This is a genomic window from Catenulispora pinisilvae, from assembly GCF_015356865.1.
In the GTDB taxonomy this organism is placed as follows: domain Bacteria; phylum Actinomycetota; class Actinomycetes; order Streptomycetales; family Catenulisporaceae; genus Catenulispora; species Catenulispora pinisilvae.
This window is the reverse complement of the sequence record NZ_JAAFZA010000110.1, coordinates 1-23,517: the sequence shown is the minus strand read 5'-3', so window position 1 is coordinate 23,517 and position 23,517 is coordinate 1. Positions and strand designations below refer to the sequence as shown.

Genomic DNA, 23,517 nt, shown 5'->3' with positions numbered 1-23,517 from the left:
GAATCGGTCAACAACGCAGCCGATTCCAGGAGGAAAGCCATGTCGGAGGTCATTGCCGGGATCACCGTGCCCGACACCCAACTCATCCGCGAGGCGACCGCGCTAGTCCGCGAAGCCACCGACGACACCCTGTTCAACCACTCTCGCCGGGTCTTCCTGTGGGGCTCCCTCAAGGCCGCGGCCCGGGGGCTGGAGGTGGACCCCGAACTCGCCTACGTCGGCGGGCTCTTCCACGACCTCGGCCTGACCACCGCCTACGGCACCAAGGACCAGCGCTTCGAGGTCGACGGCGCCGACGCCGCGCGTGACTTCCTGCTCGACCACGGCCGGCCGGCGCGCGAGGCCCGCAAGGTCTGGCTCGCCATCGCACTGCACACCACCCCCGAGATCCCGCTCAAGCTCGAACCCGACGTCGCCGTCGTGACGCTCGGCGTCGAGACCGACGTCCTGGGCCTGGGACTGGACGAGATCAGCCCCGAGCAGCGTGCCGCCGTGGTGGCCGCTCACCCGCGCCCGGATTTCAAGAACCGGATCCTGCGGGCGTTCTACGACGGCATGGCCGGCCGCCCGGACACCACCTTCGGCACCATGAATGACGACGTCCTCGCGCACTTCGACCCCTCGTTCGTGCGGGCGGACTTCGTCGGGATCATCCAGGGCAATGCCTGGCCGGAGTAGGCGGCCGGACGCGGCTGGGAATCACTGAGCTCGGCGACGCGGGCGGCGATGCTGGCCGCCCTGTGGGGACCCCGACCATCAGCGTGGTCCGCGTGGGAGCAAATCGGTCAGCTGCTCTTGGTGGCGAAGGGGGCACCGTCGCTGTACGCGAGCCGTGCGAAGTTCTCGCCGATGCGGCGGTGTCCAGCGGGATCGGGGTGCAGAGCGTCGGGCAACGGGTGCTCGGCGTACTCCTTCTCGCCGTAAAGGCGGCGCCCGTCGAGGTAGTGCAGGTTCGGGTCCTCCGCCGCCCGCTGTGCCACGATGCGGGCGAGTTCGTCACGGATGACGTTGAGCGTCAGGCGTCCGGCGGCGCGGTCGGCTGGGTCGCCGGTGGCCCGGAACCGCAGGGTCCCGCCGTCGAAGTCGGGGGCGAGGGGACCGGGGGTGTCCTCCTGGACCGGGCACAGGAGGGGGGACACCACCAGCAGCGGCGTGGTCGGATGCCCTTCGCGGACGGTGTCGAGGAAGCCGTGGACCGCGGGGGTGAAGGCGCGCAGGCGCATCGCGTCGGTGTTGACCACATTGATGCCGATCTTGAGGCTGATCAGGTCCGCGGGCGTGTCCCGGATCGCCCGCGCGGTGAACGGGTCGAGCAGTGCGCTGCCGCTGAAGCCCAGGTTGACCAGCTCCACGCCGCCCCGGGCCGCGGCAAGGGCCGGCCAGGTGGCGGTCGGATGGGCGGCGTTCGAGCCGTGGCTGATGGAACTGCCGTGGTGCAGCCACACCCTGTGCCCGCGGTCGGGCGCCGGCTCGACGGGGGCGTCGGTGCGCAGGGAGATCAGTTCGGTGATCTCGTTGTGGGGGAGCCAGATCTCGACGTCCTTGTCGCCCGCCGGGAGGTCGGTGAACCGGGCGGTCCCGGCGGACCCCTCGGTCAGTTCGGCGGACTGGGTGACCATGTCGGTGATCGTGCGGACGTCGCCCTCGGGCACCGTGGCCTGTGCGGTGAGTCGTCCGTCGACCAGCAGGTCGTACACGCCGTCCGGCGGAGGCGGGAAGCCTCGGTAGACCCGCTTGGTCGGCAGCGTGTCCAGTTCGATGGTCGCGGCCCGGGTGCGAAATGCCAGGCGTACGCCGGAGGGCTGAGCCTCGGCCACGGCCAGTTGGTCGTCGGGGATCTGCCGCCGGGCCCGGGCGGGTAGCCGATGCGGCAGCAGCCCGCGTGCGGTCGGTTCCAGGTCGAGGAAACCGCGCAGGAGGTCCGCGGTGACCGGCGTGGTGATCCAGTTTTCGTGCTCGGTGGTCATTGTCCGAGGCTGCCTTTCGGAATGTTCAGGTATGTCGGTGCGTCTGTGTGTCGGTGCGACGATGCGCGGCGCGACGGACCGCTGCCAGCGGTGAAAGCCGCCGGTGAGTCAGGAGCCGGCCTGGCTGCGCAGCAGGGCGTCGAGGGAGTCCAGGGTCCACTCCCAGGACTGCTGCGAGTCGACGGCGGTGTGGCTGAATCCGCCGGCCATCTCCAGGCTGACGTAGCCGTGGAAGACGCTGCCCAGCATGCGGACCGCGTGCGTCTGGTCCGGCTCTGGCAGGTCGTAGCCGCGCAGGATCGCCCGCGTCATCTGGGCGTGCCGTACCCCGGCGCTCGCGGCTGCCGTCTCGGTATCGAGCCGCAGCTGGGCGGCAGCGTAGCGACCCGGGTGCTCCCGGGCGTAGTCGCGGTACGCGTTGCCGAAGGCGGCCAGAGCGTCCTTGCCCGCACGTCCGGCCAGGGCCGCGGCGACCCGGTCGGCGAGTTCCTCCAAGGCGAACAGGGCGATCCTGGTCTTGAGGTCCTGGGAGCTCTTCAGGTGCGAGTACAGACTCGCAACTTTGACGTCGAACCGCCGGGCCAGCGCCGAGACGGTCACCTGGTCGAGGCCGACCTCGTCGGCCAGCTCCACGCCGGCCAGGGTCAGGCGCTCCGGGGTCAGGCCCGCTCTAGCCATAACCTTCCTCCTGTTTGCCGACAACCATCATGCATTTGCCTAAGTCACTTAGGCAAATTGGTCTGCCGTGCATGTGTGCCATTGGAAGGTCCCAGGGGACATCGGCTGCTGGCTGCGCGCGATGAACGCCACCAGCCCCGTGGACTCCGGTCCACGGGGCTGGCGACGTTGCAGAGCTCTCGACCTCAGCCGAAGATCTGCCACTCCGAGACTTGCGCGCCGTTCTGCACGCTGTTTGCGGTGAAGCTCAGCTGGACGTAGCGGGATGCCGTACCCGCCGGGAAGTTGATGGTCACGGTGTTGCCGGTGCTCGGATTCCAGGTGTACGTCGCCGAGGCGGTGATGGTCGTCCACGCGGAGTCGTCGTTCGAGCCGAGCACCGACAGGGTCTGGGTCCGGGTCTGCCAGACGGTCAGCGGCGGGAGGTCGATGACCGTGTCGGCGAGTGGCTGGGTCGAGCCCAGGTCGACGGTCAGGGTGCTCGGCCAGGTCCCGTCGTGGCTCTCCCAGTAGCTGCCGGTGTTTCCGTCGTTGGCGTTGCCGGCCACATAGGTCTGCTGCACGCTGGAGGCGGTGACCGGTTGCTTGAGCGCGAGGTTGGTGTTCGCGTTCGTGCCGGTCCCGGTGAGCGGGATTGTCAGGGGGCTGTTGCTCGCGTCGCTGCTGACGGTGAGGTTGCCGCTGTATGCCTGGGCGGCGGTGGGAGCGAAGGTGACGTTGGCCGTGCAGCTGCCGCCGGCGGCGATGCTGGAGCCGCAGGTGTTCGTCTCGGTGAAGCCGGTGGCGGCCGTGATGCCGGCGACAGCGGCCGCCGCGGTGCCCGAGTTGGTGATCGTCACTGTCCGGGCCGGGCTGTTCGAGCCGACGCTCACGTTTCCGAAGCTCAGCGAGCTCGGTGTCGCGGCCAGGGTCGGGCCGCCGCTGCTGTTCGCCACCGACATGGTGACGCTGCGCACGATCAGCGGCGCCGTGGGGGCGGTGACGGCGAGCCGGAGGTCGGCGCCTCCGTTCTCGAGCTCGTCGAGCTGGGCGCCGGTGAGTTGCACGGTGGCCGTGGCCCAGGTGCCGGTGCCGGGGCTGGTGACGCTCGGCCCGTTCTGGTAGGCGTTCGTCGGTGTGCTGTACTGCACCGTGAAGCCCTGGCCCGCGGCGGCCCAGTAGGTGACCTGTACCGAGATGTCCGAGGCTGCTTCGACCGCGGACGCCGGGGCCAGCCGCAGGTAGACGTTCGCCGGCGTGACCCCGCTCTGCGCGCTGGTCCAGGTCTCATACGCGGTTTGGCCGCCCTGGGCGATCTGCGTGAGATTCCCGTCAGAACCCTGGTTCGTGCCGCCGACGTTCAGGAAGTCCAGCCCGCCACCGGCCTGGCCGGCGGTGGCAGTCACGGTCGTGGCGCCGGTGTATGTGGTCGGGCAGCCGGACGAGGCGGTGCCGGCGGGTGCCGATCCGGCCTTGACGGTCCACTCGGCCAGGCTCGCCGCGGCCAGGCTCGCGCTCGCGCAGATCAGCCCGTTCGCCTGGACGGATTGCGGGAGCGCGGTCCCGGCAGCGTTCACCAGGTAATAGCTGCCCGAGTTCAAGCCGAGTCCGGCCGGGTCGACGGCGATCGGCGCGTTATATGCGGTGCCGGAGGTGATATTCGCCAGCGTCAGTGAGGCGCTGGTGTGGTTGGCCGAGACGACCGGCACGGTCTGCACGTTTCCGACGGACGGCGCGTCGACCACCGCGTAGGCCTTCGCATACTGAGTCAGCTGCGCCGGAGACGTGAGGAGCGCGCCGCCACCGTTCTTATACGTGGTCAGATTCGCATCCACACCGTTGAGCGGTAGCACCCCCGCGAACGAGGACAGGTTTACCGCGCCGTTGGCGACCTCCTGGCTGGTGACGATCGCCAGTCCGGACTGGAAGCTGTTCCAGATGCTGGCCGCCGCGGTCTCCACGTTGTTCAAGCTGCCGCCGGCGGTGTTCCCGTAGCCCTGGGAGACATCGATATACAGCGCGGCAGGCTGCTGCGGGTACGTTCCCGACAGGCTCTTGAGTGTCGGTAGCCAGCTTGTATAGATGGGGAACCCGACAGTGTCCTTAGTCGTGCCGTCATGGATGAAGAAGTCCTCGCCGCCTGCCTGCGGGAACGTCATGCCGTAGCTGTCGAGCCACTGCACGGCATAAGCGGCGAGTTCAGAGTCCGAACTCGGCGCCGTCCACTCCTCGGCCATCTTCACGCCGTACGCGCGGGCCAGGCTCGCCATCGCCAACGTCATGCCGGTGTTGCTAGCCGAGTCGGCGATGACGGTGACGTTGTACTTCTTGGCCAGCTTGTAGAACGTGTCCGGGTTGTTCGCGTAGTTCGTCGCGTTCCCGAACCCGCCGCCGTAGTAGTAATACAGCGGTGTGTTCGCGGTGATGCCGCGCACGGCCGCGGTCAAAGCTCCGTAGGTCTGCTCGACGCTCCAGGCCCGGAACGCCTGGAACACACCGAACAACGACTGCCCGGAAGCCTCGGCGGGCACCTGGCTGAACGCCGGGTACGACGTGCCCTCATCGGAGTTGAACGTGGCGATGGTGCCGTAGGTGTCGGGCAGGTACACGTTCTGGAACTCGGCGATGTCGTCGGTGGTGTAGCCGCCGCCGGAGCCGTTGATGTCCCACTGCGCGTCGAGGAAGCCGTAGTCCAGGATCGCGCCGCCGTAACCGGCGGGCTGCGCGAGCGAGTTCTGGACGGTGTCCTCGACGTAGGTGAAGTACTCGGACTGTTCGGTGGAGTTCCACCAGTCCGGAGCCTGACCCGCCGCCCCGCTGCTGGTCTTCTCGAGGTCGGTGATCCACGGGGCGGGGCTGCCACCCCACCCCGAGGACCAGAAGATGGGGATCAGCTGGATCCCGGCCGCGGCGGCGTTCGCCAGTTCCTGGTCCCAGATGGTGAAGCTGAAGGTACCGGCCGACGGCTCGATCGTGCCCCAGGGCATGTTCAACTCGGCGGTGGTCAGGCCCTTGGCGGCCAGGCCGGCGAAGGAGGACTCCGACCAGGCGGCGCCGCCGTTGTCGAAGTCGAGCTGGGTGGACCAGATCGGGGTGGTCGGCGCCGAGGCCGCGTGCGCCGGTCCCGCCGTGACAGTGGCGGCCAGGCCGAGGGAGCCCGCCGCCATGGCGCAGGCTGTGACGAACGAACCCAGGGTTCGTATGCCGCGCGATCGAGATGCCGCACGTCTTCTCAGGGTCATGATGCGCTCCTCGTAGTGCCCGTAGTGCCCGTAGCGGTTGTAGCGCTCGGGTAGGGCGGGAAGACCGGCGGCGGGCTGGTGGTGGTGCAACTCGTCGGCAGGACCCCGGAGTTGCCGCCGGCGTCGGTGATTTTGAAGCTGCCGGCGTCGCAGCTGTAGCTGGGGGTCTTGCCCTGGTTGGCCTGGGCGATCCCGGTCCCGGTGACGTTCTTCAGCACCACCGAACCGCCGGTCTGGTCCTGGAAGGCGAAGGTGCCGGTCCCGGCGATGGTCACGGTGTCCAGGCTGACGCCGTTGACGGTGCCCTGGATCCACTGGACGGCCTCGTAAGGGCTCTGCTGGATCAGGGCATTGCTGACGTTGAGCGGTCCGGTGATGGTGGCCTGCTGCGCGTCGAACCACAGGGCTCCGACGCCGAACTTCCAGTTCGGGTCGAGGTCGCCGTCCCGGAGCATCGTGTTGTCGGAGATCGTGTACAGGCCGACCGGGGTGGAGGAGAAGCGCTGGCCGATGTGGATGCCGCCGCCCTGGCTGATGCCGGAGTCCACGACGCGGTTGCCGGTGATGGTGTTGTCGGCGCCGCCGTATCCGGCGATGCCGTTGGCGAGCTGCTGGAGCTGCACGGTGTTGTTCGAGATGGTGTCCTGCGAGTCTGAGCCGATACCGGCGTCGGCCCACAGGGCGATGCCGTCGTCGCCGGTGTTGCGGACGTTGCTGTCGGTGATGGTCGAGCCGGTGACGCCGCCGTGCAGGTTGACGCCGTCGGCGATGGTGTCGCGGATCCGCATGCCGGAGAAGGACAGGTTGGTCATCGGGCCGTCCATCCAGGCCCCGACCTTCATGTGCTCGATCCAGATGTCGGACACCGTGGAGTTGCTCATCGCGCCGCCGATGCCGTTCACCTGCGCGCTGTCGTTGCGTATCTGGACGTTGCCGGAGATCGCGAAGTTCGACAGGTGCACCTTGGTGCTCGGGTTGGGCGCGGCGTTCCCGTAGAAGCCGGGCGCCGTTCCGGCCACGGTCGAGTACCACATGCCCGCGCCTTCGACGGTGACGTCGTTGACGGCGATGTGGCCCGGGATGTTGAACGTCCCCGGCGGGATCCACACCGTGCCGCCCGCGCCCGCCGCGGCTATCGCGGCGTTGAACGCGGCGGTCGCGTCGGCCACCCCGGTCGGGTCGGCACCCTTGCCGGTCACCGACACCGAACCGGCCGGCTGACTCGTCGGCGCCGCGACCTTCTCGAAGTCGGCGACGTCGATCGTGTACGCCGAGGCGGTGTCCTCGGAGTCGACTTGCAGCTTGAAGGTGGTGCCGGCCGGATAGGTCGAGGAGAGCAGCCGGTGGACCTCGTCGTAGAAGTGGTGTGGCTTGCCGTTGCTCGGGTTGTTGGTGAACGGGTAGGTGCCGTAGTACCAGGAGTAGGCGTTGGTCAGCGAGAAGTCGGGCTGCTTGGTGCCGTTGACGTACAGGGACAGCGGGGCGTTGTAGACGGAGCCGGTCGCGGTGTCCGGGATGCTGTAGCGGAAGTCGATCGAGTTCGTGGCCACCGGCGTGGTGAAGGTGACGTATCGTCCCGTGCCTTGCAGCGTCACCGCCTTGCGGCCGGAGGCCTCGTCGGCGAGCTGGCCCGCGGCGAAGCCGGGACCGATGACCGATCCATTGGTCGCCTGGCTCTCGGCCTCCACCTCGGTGTACGGCAGGCTCGCCCCGGCACCGCCGGTGGCCGCTGCCGGGGTGGCGGTGGCGGCTGCGGTCAGGGCGGAAGCGGGCGTCGCGGTGGCCGTGGCGGCCGGCGTGGTGGCAGCGGCTGTCGCGGTCAGGGCCGAGGCCATCAGTACGGCGCCGCCGGCCAGGCCCGAGGCTCTTCGCAGCGTTCGGATCTTCTGTGACACCCCTGATTCCTTTCGGTGCGGGGAACATGAAGTGATCGCGATCGTCAAGGGGCGGCGATGCAGGGAGGAACGTAACAGCGAGGACAGATGTCTGCAATATTCCGACAACATTGCGTTAAGAACTAGATCAACGTCAGAAAATTGCTTTGCCCGCCGAAGATCGGTGATCTCGCCGAAAGGTTGATCCAGTGTGACCGAGGAGGTATTCTCGACCACGGACCGTCAGACAGAGTCCTGATTCAGTCGGTCGCGGGGTTGGCTGTACTGCCGGAATCGGCTGACGCGGGGGTATTTGTCTTGCCATTGGTCGAAGACGACGCCGAACCAGGCTCCTGATATGCGGCGGTCATACGGGTGGCGGCACGGTGACGGCGGCGACCCGGCGCACCGGGCGATAGCGGTGATCGAACCGAGCGAGGTCGTCCGCCTCGGGCTGGTCGCGATGCTCTCGTCCATGAGCTTCGTGTCCAGGGTCGTGACCGTGACCGAGGTCGACGCGCTCTTCGACGACCAGGGGGAGAGCGCCGCCGACACCGTGTTGGCCTCCGCATCCCTGGACCCTGATGCGCTGGCCAGACTCCAGGAATTGACAGCGAGCGCCGGTGTCAAACTCCTGATGGTGCTGCACGGCGGCGATGCGTCGCGGCTCGGCGACGTCGCCGAGCACGCCGCCGCCGACTCGATCGCGTTCGACGCGCTGAACATCGAGAACCTGAGCCGTGTGTTGCGGGGACTGGCCGCCGATGGCGACCAGATCGAGGCTCCCGCCAAACCGAGCCGCAGGCCGGCGCCCCGCCCCTGGCGCCATTTGAGCGCCTCCTGGCCGCGGATTCAGCTGACCCAGCGCGAGCTCGACATCCTGGTGTTGCTCTCGGAGGGGCTGAGCAACAAGCAGATCGCGCCCAGGATCGGCATCTCAGAGCACGGAGTCAAACGCCACGTCACGAACGTCCTGGCGAAACTGAACTGCACGAATCGGACAGAGGCCGTCGCCTATGCCCTCCAGCAGGGCTTGCTGGCCTGAGGGCTAGTTCGACGGACTCATACCGGGTCTTGCTGTGCGCCGAGTCGAATGCGTTCTTCTTGGACAGTGCCCGGCGTGTGGCAGCCAAGTTCAGCAGTACGGCTCGATGGACCCTACGTTGGCCGCCCACCGGGCCGCGATCCAGCCGCTGCCGTCGGACAGCTTGTACCAGCGCGGGTTCCCGCCGATGACAGTGGAGTCGGTCTTGCACCGGATGGATACGATCCGGCCGCCGGGCAACGAGCGACCGGTGGCCGGGTAGCCCATACCGGGTCCGGAGCGGATGGTCAGGTTCTGCGGAACGATCCGTACCCAGTACGTGCCGGCTGCGACTGTGTCGCCGCTGCCTCTGGGGCCGGTCGGTCCGCGGTCGCCCTTGGGGCCGGTGTCGCCGTTGAGGCCGGCAGGGCCTTGAGCGCCGGTCGCGCCCGTGCCACCTTGGGGACCGGCAGGGCCGGCAGGGCCTGTGGCACCGGTCGCTCCGGCGGAGCCGGCAGGACCAGCCGGGCCGGCGACGGGGGTGGCGACGGCGAAGAGGGCGGGGCTGTTGGCGTAGCCGGCGGTGACGTCCCACGTGCCGCCGTCCAGGGTCGTGCCGGCCGGTGCGCTGCTGTCCACCTTCACCTTCACGGTGATGCGGGCACGGGTGTTCGCGGGGAAGTTCGCGCCCCCGGACCGGGAACGCAGTCGATGACCCGCTGATCAGCGGACAGGGTGCACTTCATGCTCCCCGGGTCGCCGTCCCAGTAGTACTTGTTCTCCGTGAACGTGGTGTTCTGTGGCGCGGTGAACTTGTAGGTCGTGATATTCGCGTAATCAGCGCCGTTGGCGGCGACGATCGTCACCGTGCCCGTGTTGCCCGGCGCGATGGACGGTACGTACGGCTGGGTGAAGGTGATATTGGTCTTGTCGGCGAACGCCGGTGCCAGGGGCACCAAGCACACCATGCCGGTGGCGAAGGCGACTGCCAAGGCGGTTCGCGGGCGAAGTCTGTAAGACACCTGTGTCGACGGCCTGTCGAGGAGAGGATCGAATCCCCGGCACAAGATCGGCCGGAAACCGCGGGCAACCGCCAGTGAGCAGCATTGGCGGGAACCGTCCGGCGATGGACACGCCATCCGCCATCGAAGATCACCCGATCGGACTCGCACGCCCTCACGATCAGGCCCCGGGCACCGGAGTCCGGACACCAGGACGCGCTGCCGACTTCGACCACGCCGGACACTCGCTCCCGATCGGGGCGCACCATCGCCCGGCGCGGCTTGTGCAGCCATGCCCGCGTCGTGTCATAGGAGCCGAACCCAAGCACGCTCTACAAGCCCAGCGCGGACACGCCGTTCTTCTGCGATGTCACGAACCACACCGCGGCGAACCAGGTCGGCAGCGGGGAGTGCGAGCGGTGGAAGATCGCAGCCGCTGTCGCCGAGGTCTTCCGCCGCACCCGGCGCGCATCAGCTGCGACTTCGCGCTCAAGCAGATATTCAGTTCATCTGTTCGAGCTGTTCGACTGCTCAAGTCTGCACGTTTCCGATAGCCGAGCGGTCGCCTTGACCCTCCCAGCCGAGGCGTTGTCCGAATACCGCGATCGGGGAGTCCGATCGGGGTACCCGATCGGCGCTGCGCCGGCTTCAGGCCGCCTCGTAGGATCTGAAAGTGATCAAGGAAGGCCCCCGACCGGTGCGCCACACTGCCGGCGGTCGGGCCGCCTGATCTGACGGGATGCCCTTCGAGGGGTGGGGGACGGCGTGGTGTCTGACAACGGTCGTACTTTGCACGGGGAGCTGGATCGAACGGCGCGGTCCCATCCGGGACAGCTGTTGAGCTTCGTCAACGAGCGGGTGGAACTCCGCTTGGACGAGTTGTGCGCGCAGTCGAGGTCGATGGCGCTCGCCATGGCCGAATCGGGTGTTCGCCGCGGTGATCGCGTGGGTCTGATGCTCGCCAACGAACCCGCCTTCGTGATCTCCCTGGTCGCGTTGAGCCGACTCGGCGCGTGCGCCTGCCCCCTGTCGCTGCCCACTTCGGGACGCGACGGCTACGCGGACAAGGTGCAGGGCATCCTGGCCGCGGCGGGGGTCCGCCAGGTCGTCGTCTCGCGCAAGCTCGCCCGGCTGAAATCGTTGCTCGAGCAGGCTCTGGCAGGTGTCTCCCAGATCCCGGCGGACGAGCTCGCCCAAGGCGAAGCGGGGGAGTTCCCCGAGGTGTCAGGGGACGACGATCTCATCGTCCAGTTCACCTCGGGAAGCACGTCGCGTCCGAAGGGCGTGCGGCTTGCCCACGACAACCTGCTGGCCGGGCTCGACGCCATCCGGTTGGGCGTGGACCTGGGCCGGCCCGGCGACCGGGCGGGCGTCTGGCTGCCGCTCTTTCACGACATGGGTCTGGTCGGCATGCTCGCCGCGGTGCTGACCGGCATCCCGGTCAGCATCTGGTCGCCGTCGTCCTTTGTGAAGGACCCGGCGAGGTGGCTGCGCGAGGTGTCCGACGGCGGCCACACCGCGTGCGCCATGCCCAACTTCGCCTACGATCTGTTGCGCCAGGCCGTTCCCGCCGAGGAGGTGCCCGGCTACGACCTCAGCCGCTGGCGGGTCGCGTTCAACGGCGCCGAACCGATCGCGGCGGACTCGGTGGCGGCATTCCTGGCGCACTTCGAGCCCGCCGGGTTCCGGCCCGAGGCGATGCTGCCGGTGTACGGCCTGGCCGAGGCGACACTCGCGGTGGCGTTTCCGCCGCTGGGCCGCGAGCCCAAAGTGGACTGGGTCGACCGCGTGACCCTGGCCGAGTCCGCGATCGCGGTGCCCAGGGATTCGGCTTCGACCGGTGCGCGGCCCGTGGTCGCGCTCGGTAGCCCGGTCGCCGGCATCGAGTTCCGCATCGCCGACCCGAAGAACGACGGTGTGCTCGGTGAGCGCCGGGTCGGCGAGGTCCAGGTGCAGGGCGCCCCGGTCACCCCGGGCTATGTGGGCACGCAAGAGCAGCCGTTGACGGCGGACGGCTGGCTGCGCACAGGGGATCTCGGCTACCTCGCCGGCGGAGAGCTGCATGTGACCGGGCGGATCAAGGAGATGATGATCGTCCGCGGGGTCAACTACTACCCCGAGGACATCGAGGCCCTGATCCGCACCGACGCCGAGATCTACCATCGGCGGTGCGTGGCCTTCATCGAGGGCTCGGACACCGCCGAGCGCATCGTCCTGGTCGCTGAGACCACCGTCGACGACGCCGACGAACGGTCGCGGCTGCGCGAACGGCTGCGGGCGAAGGTGATCGCCGAGACCGGTCTGGAACAACTCGCGGTGACCCTGGTCGGACCGAATTCCATCCCGCGCACCAGCAGCGGGAAGCTGAAGCGACTCGACGCGAATCGGCTGGTCGCATGACGGCCGAACCCTCCGGCGGGCAGCCCGAGCAGCAAAGGCAGCCAGGGCAGCCCGAGCAGCCCGAGCAACCAGGGCATCTTGAGCTGCCGTGGCGCGTGCTGCCCGACTACCGGTGTTTCGGCTGCTCGCCGGTCAATGGCAAGGGTCTGCGATTGAGATTCCAGCCGGACGGCGACGGAATCGCCTGCGCGCTGCGCTTCGATCGCGACTATGAATCCCACCCCGGGGTCGTGCACGGCGGTGTCCTTTCGACCGTCTGCGACGAGATCATGGGCAACCTACTTGTCCTGCGAGTGGGCATTCCGGTCTTCACCACGACCCTGCGGGTCCGCTTCATCACCTCGGCGACCATCGGGGCCGATTACCGGTGCGTCGCCACGACCACCGCGGACAGTGCGACCCCCGGCCCGTACCAGGCGCGTGCCGAGGTGTTCGACGGAGACGGCGGCCTCGTGGTCTCCGCGGTCGGCCAGTACCACCCGATCGCCGTCGAGGAGAACCGCGATCGCATCGACATGACCGATGAACAGGCCATTCTCATCGAGCGCGAGCTCGCCAAATTGAGAGCAGACCATTGAGGAGCGATCGATGAAGGCAGCGGATACCGGCGAGAGCATTGCCGAGACCGTGAGCGGGCTGATCCGGCAGGCCGTCGGCGACGTGGCCGACGACACGGACCTGCGCATGATCGAGGGCGTGGACTCAGTCAAGGTGCTGAGGGTCATCGCCGCGGTCGAGCGCACCTATGACATCGAGCTCGAAGACGAGGAGGTCTTCGCGCTCAAGACCATCGACGATGTCGTCCGCTCGGTGCAGGACGCCGTCCAGGCGCAGGGGGCCTGATGACGGTCATCGACACGAATCAGCACTACGACCAGGATCCCGCCGTCTTCGAGCTGTTCCTCGATGCGCGCATGAAATACACCTGCGGGCTCTATAAGAGCCCTGAGGACACATTGGACATAGCGCAGGAGAACAAGCTCCACTACATCGCCGGAAAGCTGAACATGAAGCCCGGCGGGCGGCTCCTGGACATCGGCAGCGGGTGGGGATCGCTCAGTCTCTTCATGGCGTCCGAGTACGGCAGTGAGGTCGTCGGGGTGAGCCCGGCGCCGAAGCAGTGCGACTATGTGGCGCGCCGCGCGCGGGAGATGGGCATCGCCGACCGGGTCAGCCTGCGGGTCAGTCATATCGAGAACCTCGACTTGGAGCCGCGCGGCTTCGACGCCATCTCGATGGTGGGATCGAGCGCTCATCTCACCGATATCGACGCCGTGTTCGCCGCCTGCTGGTCCGCGCTGCGCAGGGGCGGGCGGGTCTACCTGTCGGACAGCTGCTACCGCAATCCAGCCAAGCAGGCCGAGTTCGCCGAACGCGACAGCGCGCTGTTCGTCAAGGACGCGGTCTTCGGCGGCGGCGACATGCGGCCGCTCGCCACGTTGGTGCGGGCCGCGGAGGGTGCCGGATTCTCCATCGTCGGGGTCGACGACCTGACCGACGACTATCGGCGCACGATCGAGGACTGGATGGCCAACGTCGAGCGCAACGCGGACGCCTTGGACGCCATCGAAACCGGTCTGCCGGCCAAGCTGCTCCGCTATTTCGAGATAGCGAACGCGGGCTGGGGGTTCACCACGAAGCACTACGCATTGGTGTGCGGCAAATACCGGTGAAGGGACAACCGATGGCCGACTCGAATCCGGCCTCAGCCCGCATCAGCGCCACGCTGATCGGCGCGGCCGAGGTCGACACGGCAGTTCGCTCATTCATGCGCACGACGCCACCGCATCGCCGCTGGGACGTCGAGCACAGCTTCGACTGGGGCGCGGCGGACGCCGACCGGCTCACCGAGGGTGAACGATCGGCCGTCGAATTCATCACCCTGATAGAGGACCACCTGCCCGGCTACTTCGCCATGTACGACAAGTTCTTCCCGGTCGACGACACCGTTGAGCTCGACGTCTTCGAGCACAACAGGGAGCTGTATCACTTCTCGGTGCGGTGGGCGCAGGAGGAGGACACCCACGCCCGGGTGCTCAAGGAGTACCAGATCGCTTCCGGCATCGCCGATCCCGCGTCGTTGCGGCACCAGCTCGCGATCGAGGGCCGAAAGCGCTTCGACGTCGACTACGACCACGCCGTGCAGTTCTTCACCTACCCCTTGGTGCAGGAGAAGGCGACCCAGATCTACTACCAGCGCCTGCGCAATGTGGTCAGTGACCCGCTGCTGCGCGAAATACTCGGCCGACTGAGCCGGGACGAGGCACGGCACTTCGCCTTCTTCTGCGACATCGTCGAGCAGTACCTGAAGAAATACGGCGACGCGGCGATAGAGCCCATGCGGGCAGTCATCGCTGACTTCCGGATGCCGCTGGCCGACACGATCCGCGGCTACTGGCGATGGGCGCTCCGGATCGCCGACACGGCCACGTATGACCACACGGACGCCTACGAGCATCTCATCAAGGTGGTCAATCGCGCGGTGGACGCCAAGTCCAACAAGTTCGACGAGCTGGTCGAGTTCGTGGCGGCGTGCCGGTCCCTTTCCGTAGGTGCACGAATCGATGTCGGCGAGACGGTGACCGCCAGATGAGCCATTACAAGAGCAGCGTCCGTGATCTGGAGTTCAACCTCTTCGAGGTGCTGCGTATCCAGGACAAGCTGAATGCGCCGCCCTTCCAGGACGTCGACGGGGAGACCGCGCGCCGGCTGCTCGGCGAGCTCGAAAGCCTCGCCACCGGCGTGCTCTCCGACTCTTTGATCGACGCTGACCGCAATCCTCCCGCCTTCGACCCCGAGCAGCACGACGTGACGATGCCGGCCTCCGTCGTCAAGGCGGTCGCCGCACTGGTGCAAGGCGGCTGGGACCGCACCTCGATCCGCGCTGAACTCGGCGGCTTCGGCATCCCGGCCGCGTTGTCATGGTCCTGTACGGAGCTGATGCTCGGCGCCAACCCGGCCCTGTACTTCTATGTCGGCGGCAAGATCTCCGCGCAGATCATCTTCGACAACGGCACGCCGGAGCAGCAGGAGTGGGCCAAATTCGCCATCGCTCGTGACTGGGGCTCGACCATGGTCCTCACGGAACCGGACGTCGGCTCCGACGTGGGGCAGATCAGCACGAAGGCAGTGCGCCAAGAGGACGGCTCATGGCACCTGGAAGGCGTCAAACGGTTCATCACCGCGGCGGCCCAGGGCGAGCTGACAGAGAACATCATGCATCTGGTGCTCGCCCGGCCCGAGGGACCCGGCGTCGAGGCGCGGCGGGGAACAAAGGGGCTGGGCCTGTTCCTCGTGCCGATGCATCACTTCGCCGCTTCGGACGGCGAGCTGACCGGCGAGCGCAACGGCGTGTACGTCACGCACGTCGAGGACAAGATGGGCCTCAAGGCCTCGACCACGTGCGAGCTGGCCTTCGGTCAGCACGGCAGGGCCGCCAAGGGCTGGCTGCTCGGCGAGCGCGTCGACGGCATCACGCAGATGTTCGACGCGATCACCTATGCCCGGATGATGGTCGGCATCAAGTCGATCTCGACGCTGTCCTCGGCGTATCTCAATGCCCTGGAGTTCGCCCGCGATCGGGTGCAGGGCGCAGACCTCACGCAGCTGCTGGAGAAGAACGCCCCGCGGGTGCCGATCATGCGGCATCCCGACATTCGCAGAACTCTGATGACGCTGAAAGCGTATGTCGAGGGTATGCGGGGTCTGTATCTCTACACCGCCTCACTGCAAGACGGCACAGCGGGATTCGGCGGTGACAGCGCCGCCGCCGCGAAGGTGCACGACCTGCTGCTGCCGGTCATCAAGGGGTTCGGCGCCGAACGTTCTTGGCATCTGCTCTCGGACGCGTTGCAGGTGTTCGGCGGCTCCGGCTATATGCGGGACTACCCGATCGAGCAATACATCCGCGACGGCAAGGTCGACACGCTCTACGAAGGCACCACGGCGATCCAGTCGATGGACTTCTTCTTCCGCAAGGTCGCCCGCGACGGCGGGGTGGCCTTCAACCATCTCACCGGCGAGATAGCCGCCTCGATCGAAGCAGACCACGATGATCGGCTGGATCTCGAACGCGACCGGCTGAGCCGTGCCCTCCAGGACGTCCAGCGGATGTCGCAGGTCTTGTTCGGATGTCTGGGCGAGGCGTTGGAGGACCCGAAGAGCGCCTACCGGGTCGGGCGGCACACCGTGCGGTTCCTGCTCGCCGTGGGCGACCTGGCGGTCGGATGGCGCTTGTTCTGCCAGGCGAAGGTCGCGTTGCGTGCCATCGGTGACGGCACCGACGGGGCGCGCCTTGCCTTCTACCAGGGCAAAGTGACCGCGGCCAGATTCTTCGCACGCACCATCCTTCCCGAGCTTTCGACCCAAGCGCAGGTCATCGAAGCGGATGACGACGGGCTGATGGACCTCGACGAAGCCGCCTTCTAGCCCTGCCTTCCAGCCCTGACACAAGCCGAATCCGCGCGCCGGGCCAGACATGTTTCCGCATTCGAATGGAGCGAGCAGTGAACAGCGACGGCGAGGGAATTTCGCTACATCTCACGGCAGCGCAGCGCGGCGTCTGGTTCGCCCAGCAGGTCGAGCCCTCGCCGGGGGTCTATAACATCGGCGAGTATCTGGAGCTCTCCGGCGACCTCGACGTTCCGCTGTTGCGCCGCGCCATCGAGGTCGCCACCGCCGAGGCGGATGTCCTGCGGACTCGCATCGAGTCGGACGACGACGGGGTCCGGCAGATAGTGGCGCCGGCCGAGGACATCGAGTTGGAGATCCTCGACCTGGCCGAGGCGGCCTACCCGCTGGCGGACGCCGAGGAGTGGATGCGCAACAAGATCTGGGGCGAGGACGAGCAAGGGCCAGGGAGCCTCAAGGGATTCGCCCTTGTCTACCTCGGCGAGGACCACGTCTTGTTCTTCCTGCGGGGCAGCCATCTGGTCGTGGACGCCTTCGGCGCGGCCCTGATCGCGGTGCGGATCTCCCAGGTCTATTCGGAGCTGGCGCAGGGCGGGGAGCTCAGCCCGAAGTGGTTCGGCGAGGTGGCCGAACTCGTCGCGAGCGACCGCGAATACCAGGCGGGGGAGGACATCGGGCAGGACGCCGAGTTCTGGCGTGAGCGGCTGGTCCAGCGCCCGCAGGCCGTCACGCTCTCCGGCCGCCGCGTGCGGGTCGCGAGCAGAACTCTTTGTTACCGCAGAGAGTTCTCGGAGGCGGACGCCGTCGGCATCATCGACGTCGCCAAGGAGATCGGCGTCTCGACCTCGACGACGCTGCTCGCCCATGTGGCCGTCTTCCTCTGGAAGTCCACCGGTCAGTACGACGTGCCGATCGGACTGCCGGTCGGGGCCAGGACCAAGGACACGCTGCTGGCGATTCCGGGGATGATGTCCAACATCCTGCCGGTCCGGTTGGCCGGGAATTCGGGGCAGGAGTTCGCCGAGGTGGCGCGCGGCATCTCGAAAGAGGTCCGCTCGGTGATGGGGCATCAGCGCTACCGCCTTGAGCAGCTGATGCACGACAGCAAGATGATCGCCGGACGCACCGACCCGCTCTTCGGCGTCGAGGTGAACATCATGAACTTCAACGCGAACCTGCGATTCGGCGCGCTCGACGCCGAGTTCCGGACGATCAGCACGGGTCCGGTGCACGACGTGACGCTCAACGTCCGCATGGACGCGCAGAACCGCAGCCTGGGCATCGAGATCGAGGCCGACTCGGAGCGCTTTCAGTTGAGCGATCTGGAGGCGATGTCACAGCGGCTGCTCTCGGTGCTCGGCGGCGTGCGCGAGGCCGGTCCGCAGGTCCGGGTCGAGCAACTGACGGTCCTTGCGCCGGCCGAGCGGCAGACGCTGCTGGTGGCCCGGAACGACACGGAACACGCCGTCCCCGAGGCCACCCTCGCCGACCTGTTCGCCGCGCAGGTGGCCAAGACACCGGACCAGGTCGCGGTGGTCTTCGGCACCACCCGATTGACCTACCGGGAACTCGACGAGGCCGCCGAGCGGCTGGCCCGTTCGCTCCGGGCCGAGGGCGTCGGACCAGAGCGGTTCGTCGCGCTCTGTCTGCCGAGATCGGAGTGGCTGGTTGTGGCCGTGCTCGCGGTGGTGAAGTCGGGCGGCGCCTATCTGCCCATCGACATCGACTACCCGGTCGACCGGATCAAGGTGATGATCGACGACGCCAAGCCGACCGTGGTCGTCACCCTCGAAGAGCTCAGGCCGGCCCTCGACCGCGCGATCGGCCAGGATCAGGTGACGATAACGCTGGACGCGTCCGATCCTGCGCGGATGCCCGAGGACGGCTCCGAGCCGAACATCGCGCTCGCTCAGGACTCACCGGCGTATCTGATCTACACATCAGGATCCACGGGTCGTCCGAAGGGCGTCGTCACGAGCCATTCGTCGATCGTCAACCGGATCCTGTGGATGCAGTCGGCCTATCAGCTCGACGGCTCAGACCGGGTTCTACAGAAGACACCGGCAAGCTTCGACGTCTCAGTGTGGGAGTTGTTCTGGCCGCTCAGCGTCGGCGCGACGTTGGTCGTGGCAAAGCCCGGCGGACATCGGGATCCCGGCTATCTCGCGGACTTGATACGGCAAGAGGGCATCACGGTATGCCACTTCGTCCCTTCGATGCTGCGCGCGTTCCTTCGGGAACTTCGGGACGGCGATGCCAACACCGCATCGAGTCTGAAGCGGGTGATTTGCAGCGGCGAGCAGCTGTTGCCCGATCTTCGCGACGAACTCCTTGACCTCACCGACGCCAGCCTGCACAACCTGTATGGCCCAACGGAGGCCGCCGTCGACGTGACCGCCTCGCCCGCGTTGCGGCGGGGCGTCCCCGATGGCTTCGTGCCGATCGGCCGCCCGGTGTGGAACACGCAGGTCTACATTCTGGACGCCGCGCTTGATCCGGTGCCGGACGGCGTGGTTGGAGAGCTCTACCTGGCTGGCCGTCAGCTGGCACGGGGATACCACGGCCAACCGGGATTGACGGCCACGCGGTACGTCGCGAATCCGTTCGGCGGCGACGGCGGGCGGATGTATCGGACAGGCGATCTGGCTCGCTGGTCGGCAGCCGGGCAACTCGAATTCGTCGGGCGGGTCGACAACCAAGTCAAGGTTCGGGGATTCCGGATCGAGCCCGGCGATGTGGAGTCCTCGATCCTGCTTCTCGCCGAAGTCGAGCAGGCGGTGGTGGTTCCACAGCCGGATCGCTTCGGAGACGCCCGGCTCATCGCGTACATCACGCTGCACGACGGCGCCGACATCGCGCCGGATCGGGTGCGGGAGTTCGTGGCCGGGAAGCTGCCCGGCTACATGGTTCCCGCCGCGGTGATGGTCGTCGAGGAGATGCCGGTGAGCCCGAACGGAAAGGTCGACCTGAAGCTGCTGCCGGCGACCGTCTTCGCCGCGCAGGGCGCCGGCCGGGAGCCGCGCGATCCGTTCGAGAAGTCATTGTGCGAGGTGTTCGCCGATGTCCTCGGGCTTGAGCGCATCGGTATCGACGACTCGTTCTTCGACCTGGGCGGCCATTCGCTGGCGGCGACCCGGGCGATCAGCAAGGTTCGATCCGCTCTGGGAGTCGAGTTGAGCATGCGTCTGCTCTTCGAGTTTCCATCAGTTTCGCTGCTTGCCGAGCAAGTCAGGAAGCTGGAGAAGACGAAACGGCCCGCGCTACGGGCAAGGCGATAGCCCGCGAAGACAGTGCTTCCGTCATTTGCCGGACAGCTTCCTAAGGGTGGATTCAGATGACCGTTGACCGTGACGCCGCCGATTCGCTGCCCGCGCAGAACGAGTTCCTGCCGCTGTCGTTCGCACAGCAGCGGTTGTGGTTTCTCAACCGGATCGAGGGATCGGGCTCCGCCTACAACGAATCTGTCGCTCTGCGGTTGCGCGGGAAGCTGGATCGGGAGGCGCTGGACGCGGCGCTGCGGGATGTCGTCGGTCGGCAGGAAGCGCTGCGGACGGTGTTTCCGACGTGGGAGGGAGTGCCGTTTCAGCGGATCCTGGATCCGGAGGATGTCGGCTCGTTGTTGACGGTCGGGCAGGTCGGTCCTGGTGAGGACTTGGCCGGGGTGTTGGCTGCGGCGGCTGGTTATGTCTTCGATCTGGGCGCTGAGATTCCGCTCCGGGTGGTCTTGCTGGTGGTTTCCCCGGATGAGCATGTGTTGGCTTTGACGGTGCACCACATTGCGGGTGACGGCTGGTCAAGAGGACTGCTCGCGCGGGATGTGTCGGTGGCGTATGCGGCACGGTTGGCTGGTTCGGAGCCGGGGTGGACGCCGCTGCCGGTGCAGTACGCGGATTATGCGTTGTGGCAGCGGGATCTGTTGGGGTCTGAGGAAGATCCGGGCAGCGTCCTGTCGGAGCAGTTGGCGTATTGGCGCCGGGTGCTGGCTGATCTGCCGCCGGAGTTGGCGTTGCCGGTTGATCGGCCGCGTCCGGCGATCGCGAGCTATGCCGGTGACGTTGTCGAGTTCACCGTGTCGGCTGCGGTGCATGAGCGGTTGGCGGGTTTGGCGCGGGCGCAGGGTGTCACGCTGTTCATGGTGTTGCAGGCCGGGTTGGCGGTGTTGCTCTCTCGGCTGGGGGCTGGGTCGGATGTGCCGATTGGTTCGCCGATTGCGGGGCGTACTGATGAGGCGTTGGATGATCTGATCGGTTTCTTCGTTAACACGTTGGTGTTGCGGACGGATGTGTCGGGTGATCCGTCGTTTGTTGAGTTGTTGGGTCGGGTGCGTGAGGCGGGGTTGGGTGCGTTTGCGCATCAGGATGTGCCGTTTGAGCGGTTGGTTGAGGATCAGGCGCCGGTGCGTTCGCTGGCGCGGCATCCGTTGTTTCAGGTGATGTTGTCCTTGCAGGACAATGCCGAGGCTGTTCTGGAGTTGCCGGGTGTGGAGGCGGAGTTGTTGGCTCCGGCTGTGTCGGCGGCGAAGTTTGATTTGTCGTTCGAGTTGGGGCAGGTGTTCGATGCCGATGGTGCGTCGGCGGGGTTGCGTGGTGGGGTCACGTTCGCGGTTGATCTGTTCGATCGCGAGACGGTGGAGTTGATTGCGCAGCGGTTTGTGCGGGTGTTGGCGGCGGTGGCTGCCGACCCGGAGCGGCCGGTCGGCCGGGTTGAGGTGTTGTCGGCAGGGGAGCGGCAGCATGTGTTGCGGGAGTGGAACGACACCGGTCGTGACGTGTCTGAGGCGACGTTGCCGGAGTTGTTCGCAGAGCAGGCGGCTCGGATTCCGGATGCGACGGCGGTGGTGTTCGGGGACCAGGAGCTGACATACGCGGAGTTGAATGCGCGGGCTGATCGGTTGGCCCGTTTGTTGGTTAGTCGGGGTGTGGGACCGGAGTCATTGGTCGCGGTCCTGATGAGGCGGTCGGCGGACTTGCTGGTGGCGTTGCTGGCGGTGCTGAAAGCTGGCGGCGCCTATCTGCCGATCGACGAGCGTTCTCCGGTCTCCCGGGTCAGCGGGATCGTTCAGGCTGCTGATGTGCGGCTGCTGCTGGTGGACGCCGCCGCGAGCGAGAGCGACCTGGCCCGCGAGGTGGCAGATCAGGGAGCTGATCTTCTCCTGGTGGACGCGGAGACCGGCACGGACGAGCCGGTCGCGCTCCCGGCTTCCGGGCTGCCCGATCGGCTGGCGTACGTGATGTACACCTCGGGGTCCACCGGGGTGCCCAAAGGCATTGGGACGACGCATCGCAATGTGGTCGAGTTGGCCACCGATCGTTGCTGGGCACACTCGGACACACTGCGGGTGCTGATGCTCGCCCCGCACGCCTTCGACGCTTCGACCTACGAGATATGGGCTCCGCTGCTGTCCGGCGGCGTGGTGGTCGTCGCCCCGGAGGTGGAGCTGGACACGTCGGCTGTTCGCACCCTGATCACCCGGCACCGGCTCACGCATCTCCACCTGACCGCGGGCCTCTTCCGGGTGATCGCGGAGAACGATCCGCAGTGTTTCGAGGGTCTGCGCGAGGTGCTGACCGGCGGGGACGTCGTCTCTGTCGCGGCGGTGCGGCGCGTACTCGAGGCCATTCCCGGAATCGTGGTCCGACAGCTGTACGGGCCCACGGAAACGACCCTTTGTGCGACTCATTTCGCGGTGGACACGAGCGAGAACCTCACGCACGTTCTACCGATCGGTGGGCCGCTGGACAACACTCGGGTCTATGTGCTCGATGATGCGTTGAGCCCGGTTCCTGTGGGTGTTCCGGGTGAGTTGTATATCGCTGGTGTTCAGTTGGCGCGGGGCTATCTCGGTCGGATGGGTCTGACTGCTGAGCGGTTTGTGGCGTGTCCGTTCGGTGTGGCCGGGGAGCGGATGTATCGCACCGGTGATGTGGTGCGGTGGGGCGCGGGTGGAGTGCTGGAGTTTGTGGGTCGGGCTGATGACCAGGTGAAGGTTCGGGGATTCCGGATCGAGCTGGGTGAGGTCGAGGCGGTGCTGGCGGCTCATCCGTCGGTGCGGCAGGCCGTGGTGGTGGTGCGGGAGGACGTGCCGGGGGATAAGCGTCTGGTCGGCTATGTGGTTCCGGCTGCCGGTGCCGATGTTGGCCTGACCGATTCGCTGCGTGCCCACGTGGCTGGTGCGTTGCCGGACTACATGGTTCCGACCGCGATGGTGGTGCTTGATGCGTTGCCGGTGACGGTGAACGGAAAGCTGGACCGTCGTGCTTTGCCGGTGCCTGATTACGCGAGCGGTTCCGGGCGCGGCCCTGCGGATGCCCGTGAGGAGCTGCTGTGTCGGGTGTTCGCCGAGGTTTTGGGCGTGCCCGCGTTGGGGGTCGATGACAACTTCTTCGAGCTGGGAGGTCATTCGCTGCTGGCGGTCTCGCTGGTGGAGCGGTTGCGCGAGCAGGGGATCTCGATCGACGTCCGGACGCTGTTCGCGTCGCCGACGGTAGCCGGGCTCGCCGCGGTCGCCGGTCAGCGCGAGGTCGAAGTCCCGCCGAACAAGATTCCCGCCCGAACGCGGGCGATCACACCTGAGATGCTGCCGCTGGTGGCGCTGACCCAAGGCGAGATCGATCGGATAGTCGCGGGCGTTCCAGGCGGTGCGACGAACGTCAAGGACATATATCCGTTGGCGCCGTTGCAGGAAGGCATCTTCTTCCACTACCTGCTCGGGTCCGAAGACGGCGATGACGTATACGCGATTCCGACCGTGTTGGGGTTCGATTCCCGGGCGCGTCTTGATGACTTCCTGGTCGCGCTGCAACACGTGGTGGACCGGCACGACATCCTGCGGACCGCTGTGTTGTGGGAAGGGCTTCCCGAGCCGGTGCAGGTGGTCTGGCATCAGGCACAGATGCCGATCGAGGAGGTTTCCCTCGGTGGCGGTGGCGGTGGCGGTGGCGG

General features: G+C 67.1%; 16 protein-coding genes and 1 pseudogene. 10 read left to right on the top strand and 7 right to left on the bottom strand.

Going from position 1 to position 23,517, the window contains the following annotated elements:
- Positions 1 to 39 precede the first annotated feature (39 nt).
- Entirely contained in the window at positions 40 to 678 is a 639-nt protein-coding gene (locus tag IZR01_RS27120; RefSeq protein ID WP_194925488.1) for an HD domain-containing protein, read from the top strand.
- Between the two features lie 107 nt (positions 679 to 785).
- Here the strand turns inward: IZR01_RS27120 and IZR01_RS27115 are convergent, their stop codons facing one another.
- The 4 genes from IZR01_RS27115 to IZR01_RS27100 all read right to left on the bottom strand — a co-directional run bounded on the left by IZR01_RS27115 (position 786) and on the right by IZR01_RS27100 (position 7,761).
- The gene (locus IZR01_RS27115; protein ID WP_194925487.1) at positions 786 to 1,967 is read right to left on the bottom strand and encodes a GDSL-type esterase/lipase family protein; all 1,182 of its coding nucleotides are present in this window, start codon (positions 1,965 to 1,967) and stop codon (positions 786 to 788) included.
- 108 nt (positions 1,968 to 2,075) lie between these two features.
- Entirely contained in the window at positions 2,076 to 2,645 is a 570-nt protein-coding gene (locus tag IZR01_RS27110; RefSeq protein ID WP_194894289.1) for a TetR/AcrR family transcriptional regulator, read from the bottom strand.
- Positions 2,646 to 2,830: 185 nt separating this feature from the next.
- Positions 2,831 to 5,866 (bottom strand): choice-of-anchor D domain-containing protein, encoded by a 3,036-nt coding sequence (locus tag IZR01_RS27105; protein ID WP_194925486.1) that lies wholly within the window; start codon positions 5,864 to 5,866, stop codon positions 2,831 to 2,833.
- Positions 5,863 to 7,761: a glycosyl hydrolase family 28-related protein gene (locus tag IZR01_RS27100; RefSeq protein ID WP_323747108.1), complete on the bottom strand. Its 1,899-nt coding sequence runs from the start codon at positions 7,759 to 7,761 to the stop codon at positions 5,863 to 5,865. Before IZR01_RS27100 ends, IZR01_RS27105 begins: the two co-directional genes overlap by 4 nt.
- 337 nt (positions 7,762 to 8,098) lie before the next feature.
- Between IZR01_RS27100 and IZR01_RS27095 the strand changes: the two genes are divergently transcribed.
- Complete coding sequence (locus IZR01_RS27095; RefSeq protein WP_228560316.1) at positions 8,099 to 8,785, top strand: helix-turn-helix transcriptional regulator; 687 nt, start codon at positions 8,099 to 8,101, stop codon at positions 8,783 to 8,785.
- Positions 8,786 to 8,875: 90 nt separating this feature from the next.
- On the opposite strand, the gene IZR01_RS52525 is transcribed toward IZR01_RS27095, so the two are convergent.
- From IZR01_RS52525 to IZR01_RS27080, 3 genes and pseudogenes are all read right to left on the bottom strand, one after another.
- Positions 8,876 to 9,403, bottom strand: coding sequence for an SH3 domain-containing protein (locus IZR01_RS52525; RefSeq protein ID WP_267254891.1), 528 nt, complete (start codon positions 9,401 to 9,403; stop codon positions 8,876 to 8,878).
- An 8-nt stretch (positions 9,404 to 9,411) separates the two neighbouring features.
- Positions 9,412 to 9,720: a hypothetical protein gene (locus IZR01_RS27085; RefSeq protein WP_194894302.1), complete on the bottom strand. Its 309-nt coding sequence runs from the start codon at positions 9,718 to 9,720 to the stop codon at positions 9,412 to 9,414.
- Positions 9,721 to 9,989: 269 nt separating this feature from the next.
- Positions 9,990 to 10,220 (bottom strand): annotated as a pseudogene (locus tag IZR01_RS27080) (IS1595 family transposase); the annotation flags it as partial.
- Between the two features lie 298 nt (positions 10,221 to 10,518).
- Here IZR01_RS27080 and IZR01_RS27075 point away from each other — a divergent pair.
- The 8 genes from IZR01_RS27075 to IZR01_RS27040 form a co-directional block, all read left to right on the top strand.
- Positions 10,519 to 12,165: an AMP-binding protein gene (locus tag IZR01_RS27075; RefSeq protein WP_323747107.1), complete on the top strand. Its 1,647-nt coding sequence runs from the start codon at positions 10,519 to 10,521 to the stop codon at positions 12,163 to 12,165.
- On the top strand, positions 12,162 to 12,743 hold the full coding sequence (locus IZR01_RS27070) for a PaaI family thioesterase (RefSeq protein ID WP_194925485.1): 582 nt from the start codon (positions 12,162 to 12,164) through the stop codon (positions 12,741 to 12,743). Before IZR01_RS27075 ends, IZR01_RS27070 begins: the two co-directional genes overlap by 4 nt.
- A gap of 10 nt (positions 12,744 to 12,753) precedes the next feature.
- Positions 12,754 to 13,008, top strand: a complete 255-nt coding sequence (locus IZR01_RS27065; RefSeq protein WP_194894293.1) for an acyl carrier protein — start codon at positions 12,754 to 12,756, stop codon at positions 13,006 to 13,008.
- Positions 13,008 to 13,838 carry an SAM-dependent methyltransferase gene (locus tag IZR01_RS27060; RefSeq protein WP_194894294.1) on the top strand — a complete coding sequence of 277 codons (831 nt, stop codon included), beginning with the start codon at positions 13,008 to 13,010 and terminating at the stop codon, positions 13,836 to 13,838. Before IZR01_RS27065 ends, IZR01_RS27060 begins: the two co-directional genes overlap by 1 nt.
- An 11-nt stretch (positions 13,839 to 13,849) precedes the next feature.
- Positions 13,850 to 14,758, top strand: coding sequence for an acyl-ACP desaturase (locus IZR01_RS27055; protein WP_194894295.1), 909 nt, complete (start codon positions 13,850 to 13,852; stop codon positions 14,756 to 14,758).
- The gene (locus IZR01_RS27050) at positions 14,755 to 16,593 is read left to right on the top strand and encodes an acyl-CoA dehydrogenase (RefSeq protein WP_194925484.1); all 1,839 of its coding nucleotides are present in this window, start codon (positions 14,755 to 14,757) and stop codon (positions 16,591 to 16,593) included. The genes IZR01_RS27055 and IZR01_RS27050 overlap by 4 nt, the downstream gene beginning before the upstream one ends.
- Positions 16,594 to 16,670: 77 nt before the next feature.
- Complete coding sequence (locus tag IZR01_RS27045) at positions 16,671 to 19,853, top strand: non-ribosomal peptide synthetase (RefSeq protein ID WP_194925483.1); 3,183 nt, start codon at positions 16,671 to 16,673, stop codon at positions 19,851 to 19,853.
- A gap of 56 nt (positions 19,854 to 19,909) precedes the next feature.
- The coding region (locus IZR01_RS27040) for a non-ribosomal peptide synthetase (protein ID WP_194925482.1) at positions 19,910 to 23,517 on the top strand (3,608 nt) is incomplete at its 3' end.

Bases quoted from the DNA above. Each gene is read 5' to 3' on its own strand.
- IZR01_RS27120 (WP_194925488.1), top strand. From the start codon at position 40: ATGTCGGAGGTCATTGCCGGGATCACCGTGCCCGACACCCAACTCATC.
- IZR01_RS27115 (WP_194925487.1), bottom strand. From the start codon at position 1,967: ATGACCACCGAGCACGAAAACTGGATCACCACGCCGGTCACCGCGGAC.
- IZR01_RS27110 (WP_194894289.1), bottom strand. From the start codon at position 2,645: ATGGCTAGAGCGGGCCTGACCCCGGAGCGCCTGACCCTGGCCGGCGTG.
- IZR01_RS27105 (WP_194925486.1), bottom strand. From the start codon at position 5,866: ATGACCCTGAGAAGACGTGCGGCATCTCGATCGCGCGGCATACGAACC.
- IZR01_RS27095 (WP_228560316.1), top strand. From the start codon at position 8,099: ATGCGGCGGTCATACGGGTGGCGGCACGGTGACGGCGGCGACCCGGCG.
- IZR01_RS27070 (WP_194925485.1), top strand. From the start codon at position 12,162: ATGACGGCCGAACCCTCCGGCGGGCAGCCCGAGCAGCAAAGGCAGCCA.
- IZR01_RS27065 (WP_194894293.1), top strand. From the start codon at position 12,754: ATGAAGGCAGCGGATACCGGCGAGAGCATTGCCGAGACCGTGAGCGGG.
- IZR01_RS27060 (WP_194894294.1), top strand. From the start codon at position 13,008: ATGACGGTCATCGACACGAATCAGCACTACGACCAGGATCCCGCCGTC.
- IZR01_RS27055 (WP_194894295.1), top strand. From the start codon at position 13,850: ATGGCCGACTCGAATCCGGCCTCAGCCCGCATCAGCGCCACGCTGATC.
- IZR01_RS27050 (WP_194925484.1), top strand. From the start codon at position 14,755: ATGAGCCATTACAAGAGCAGCGTCCGTGATCTGGAGTTCAACCTCTTC.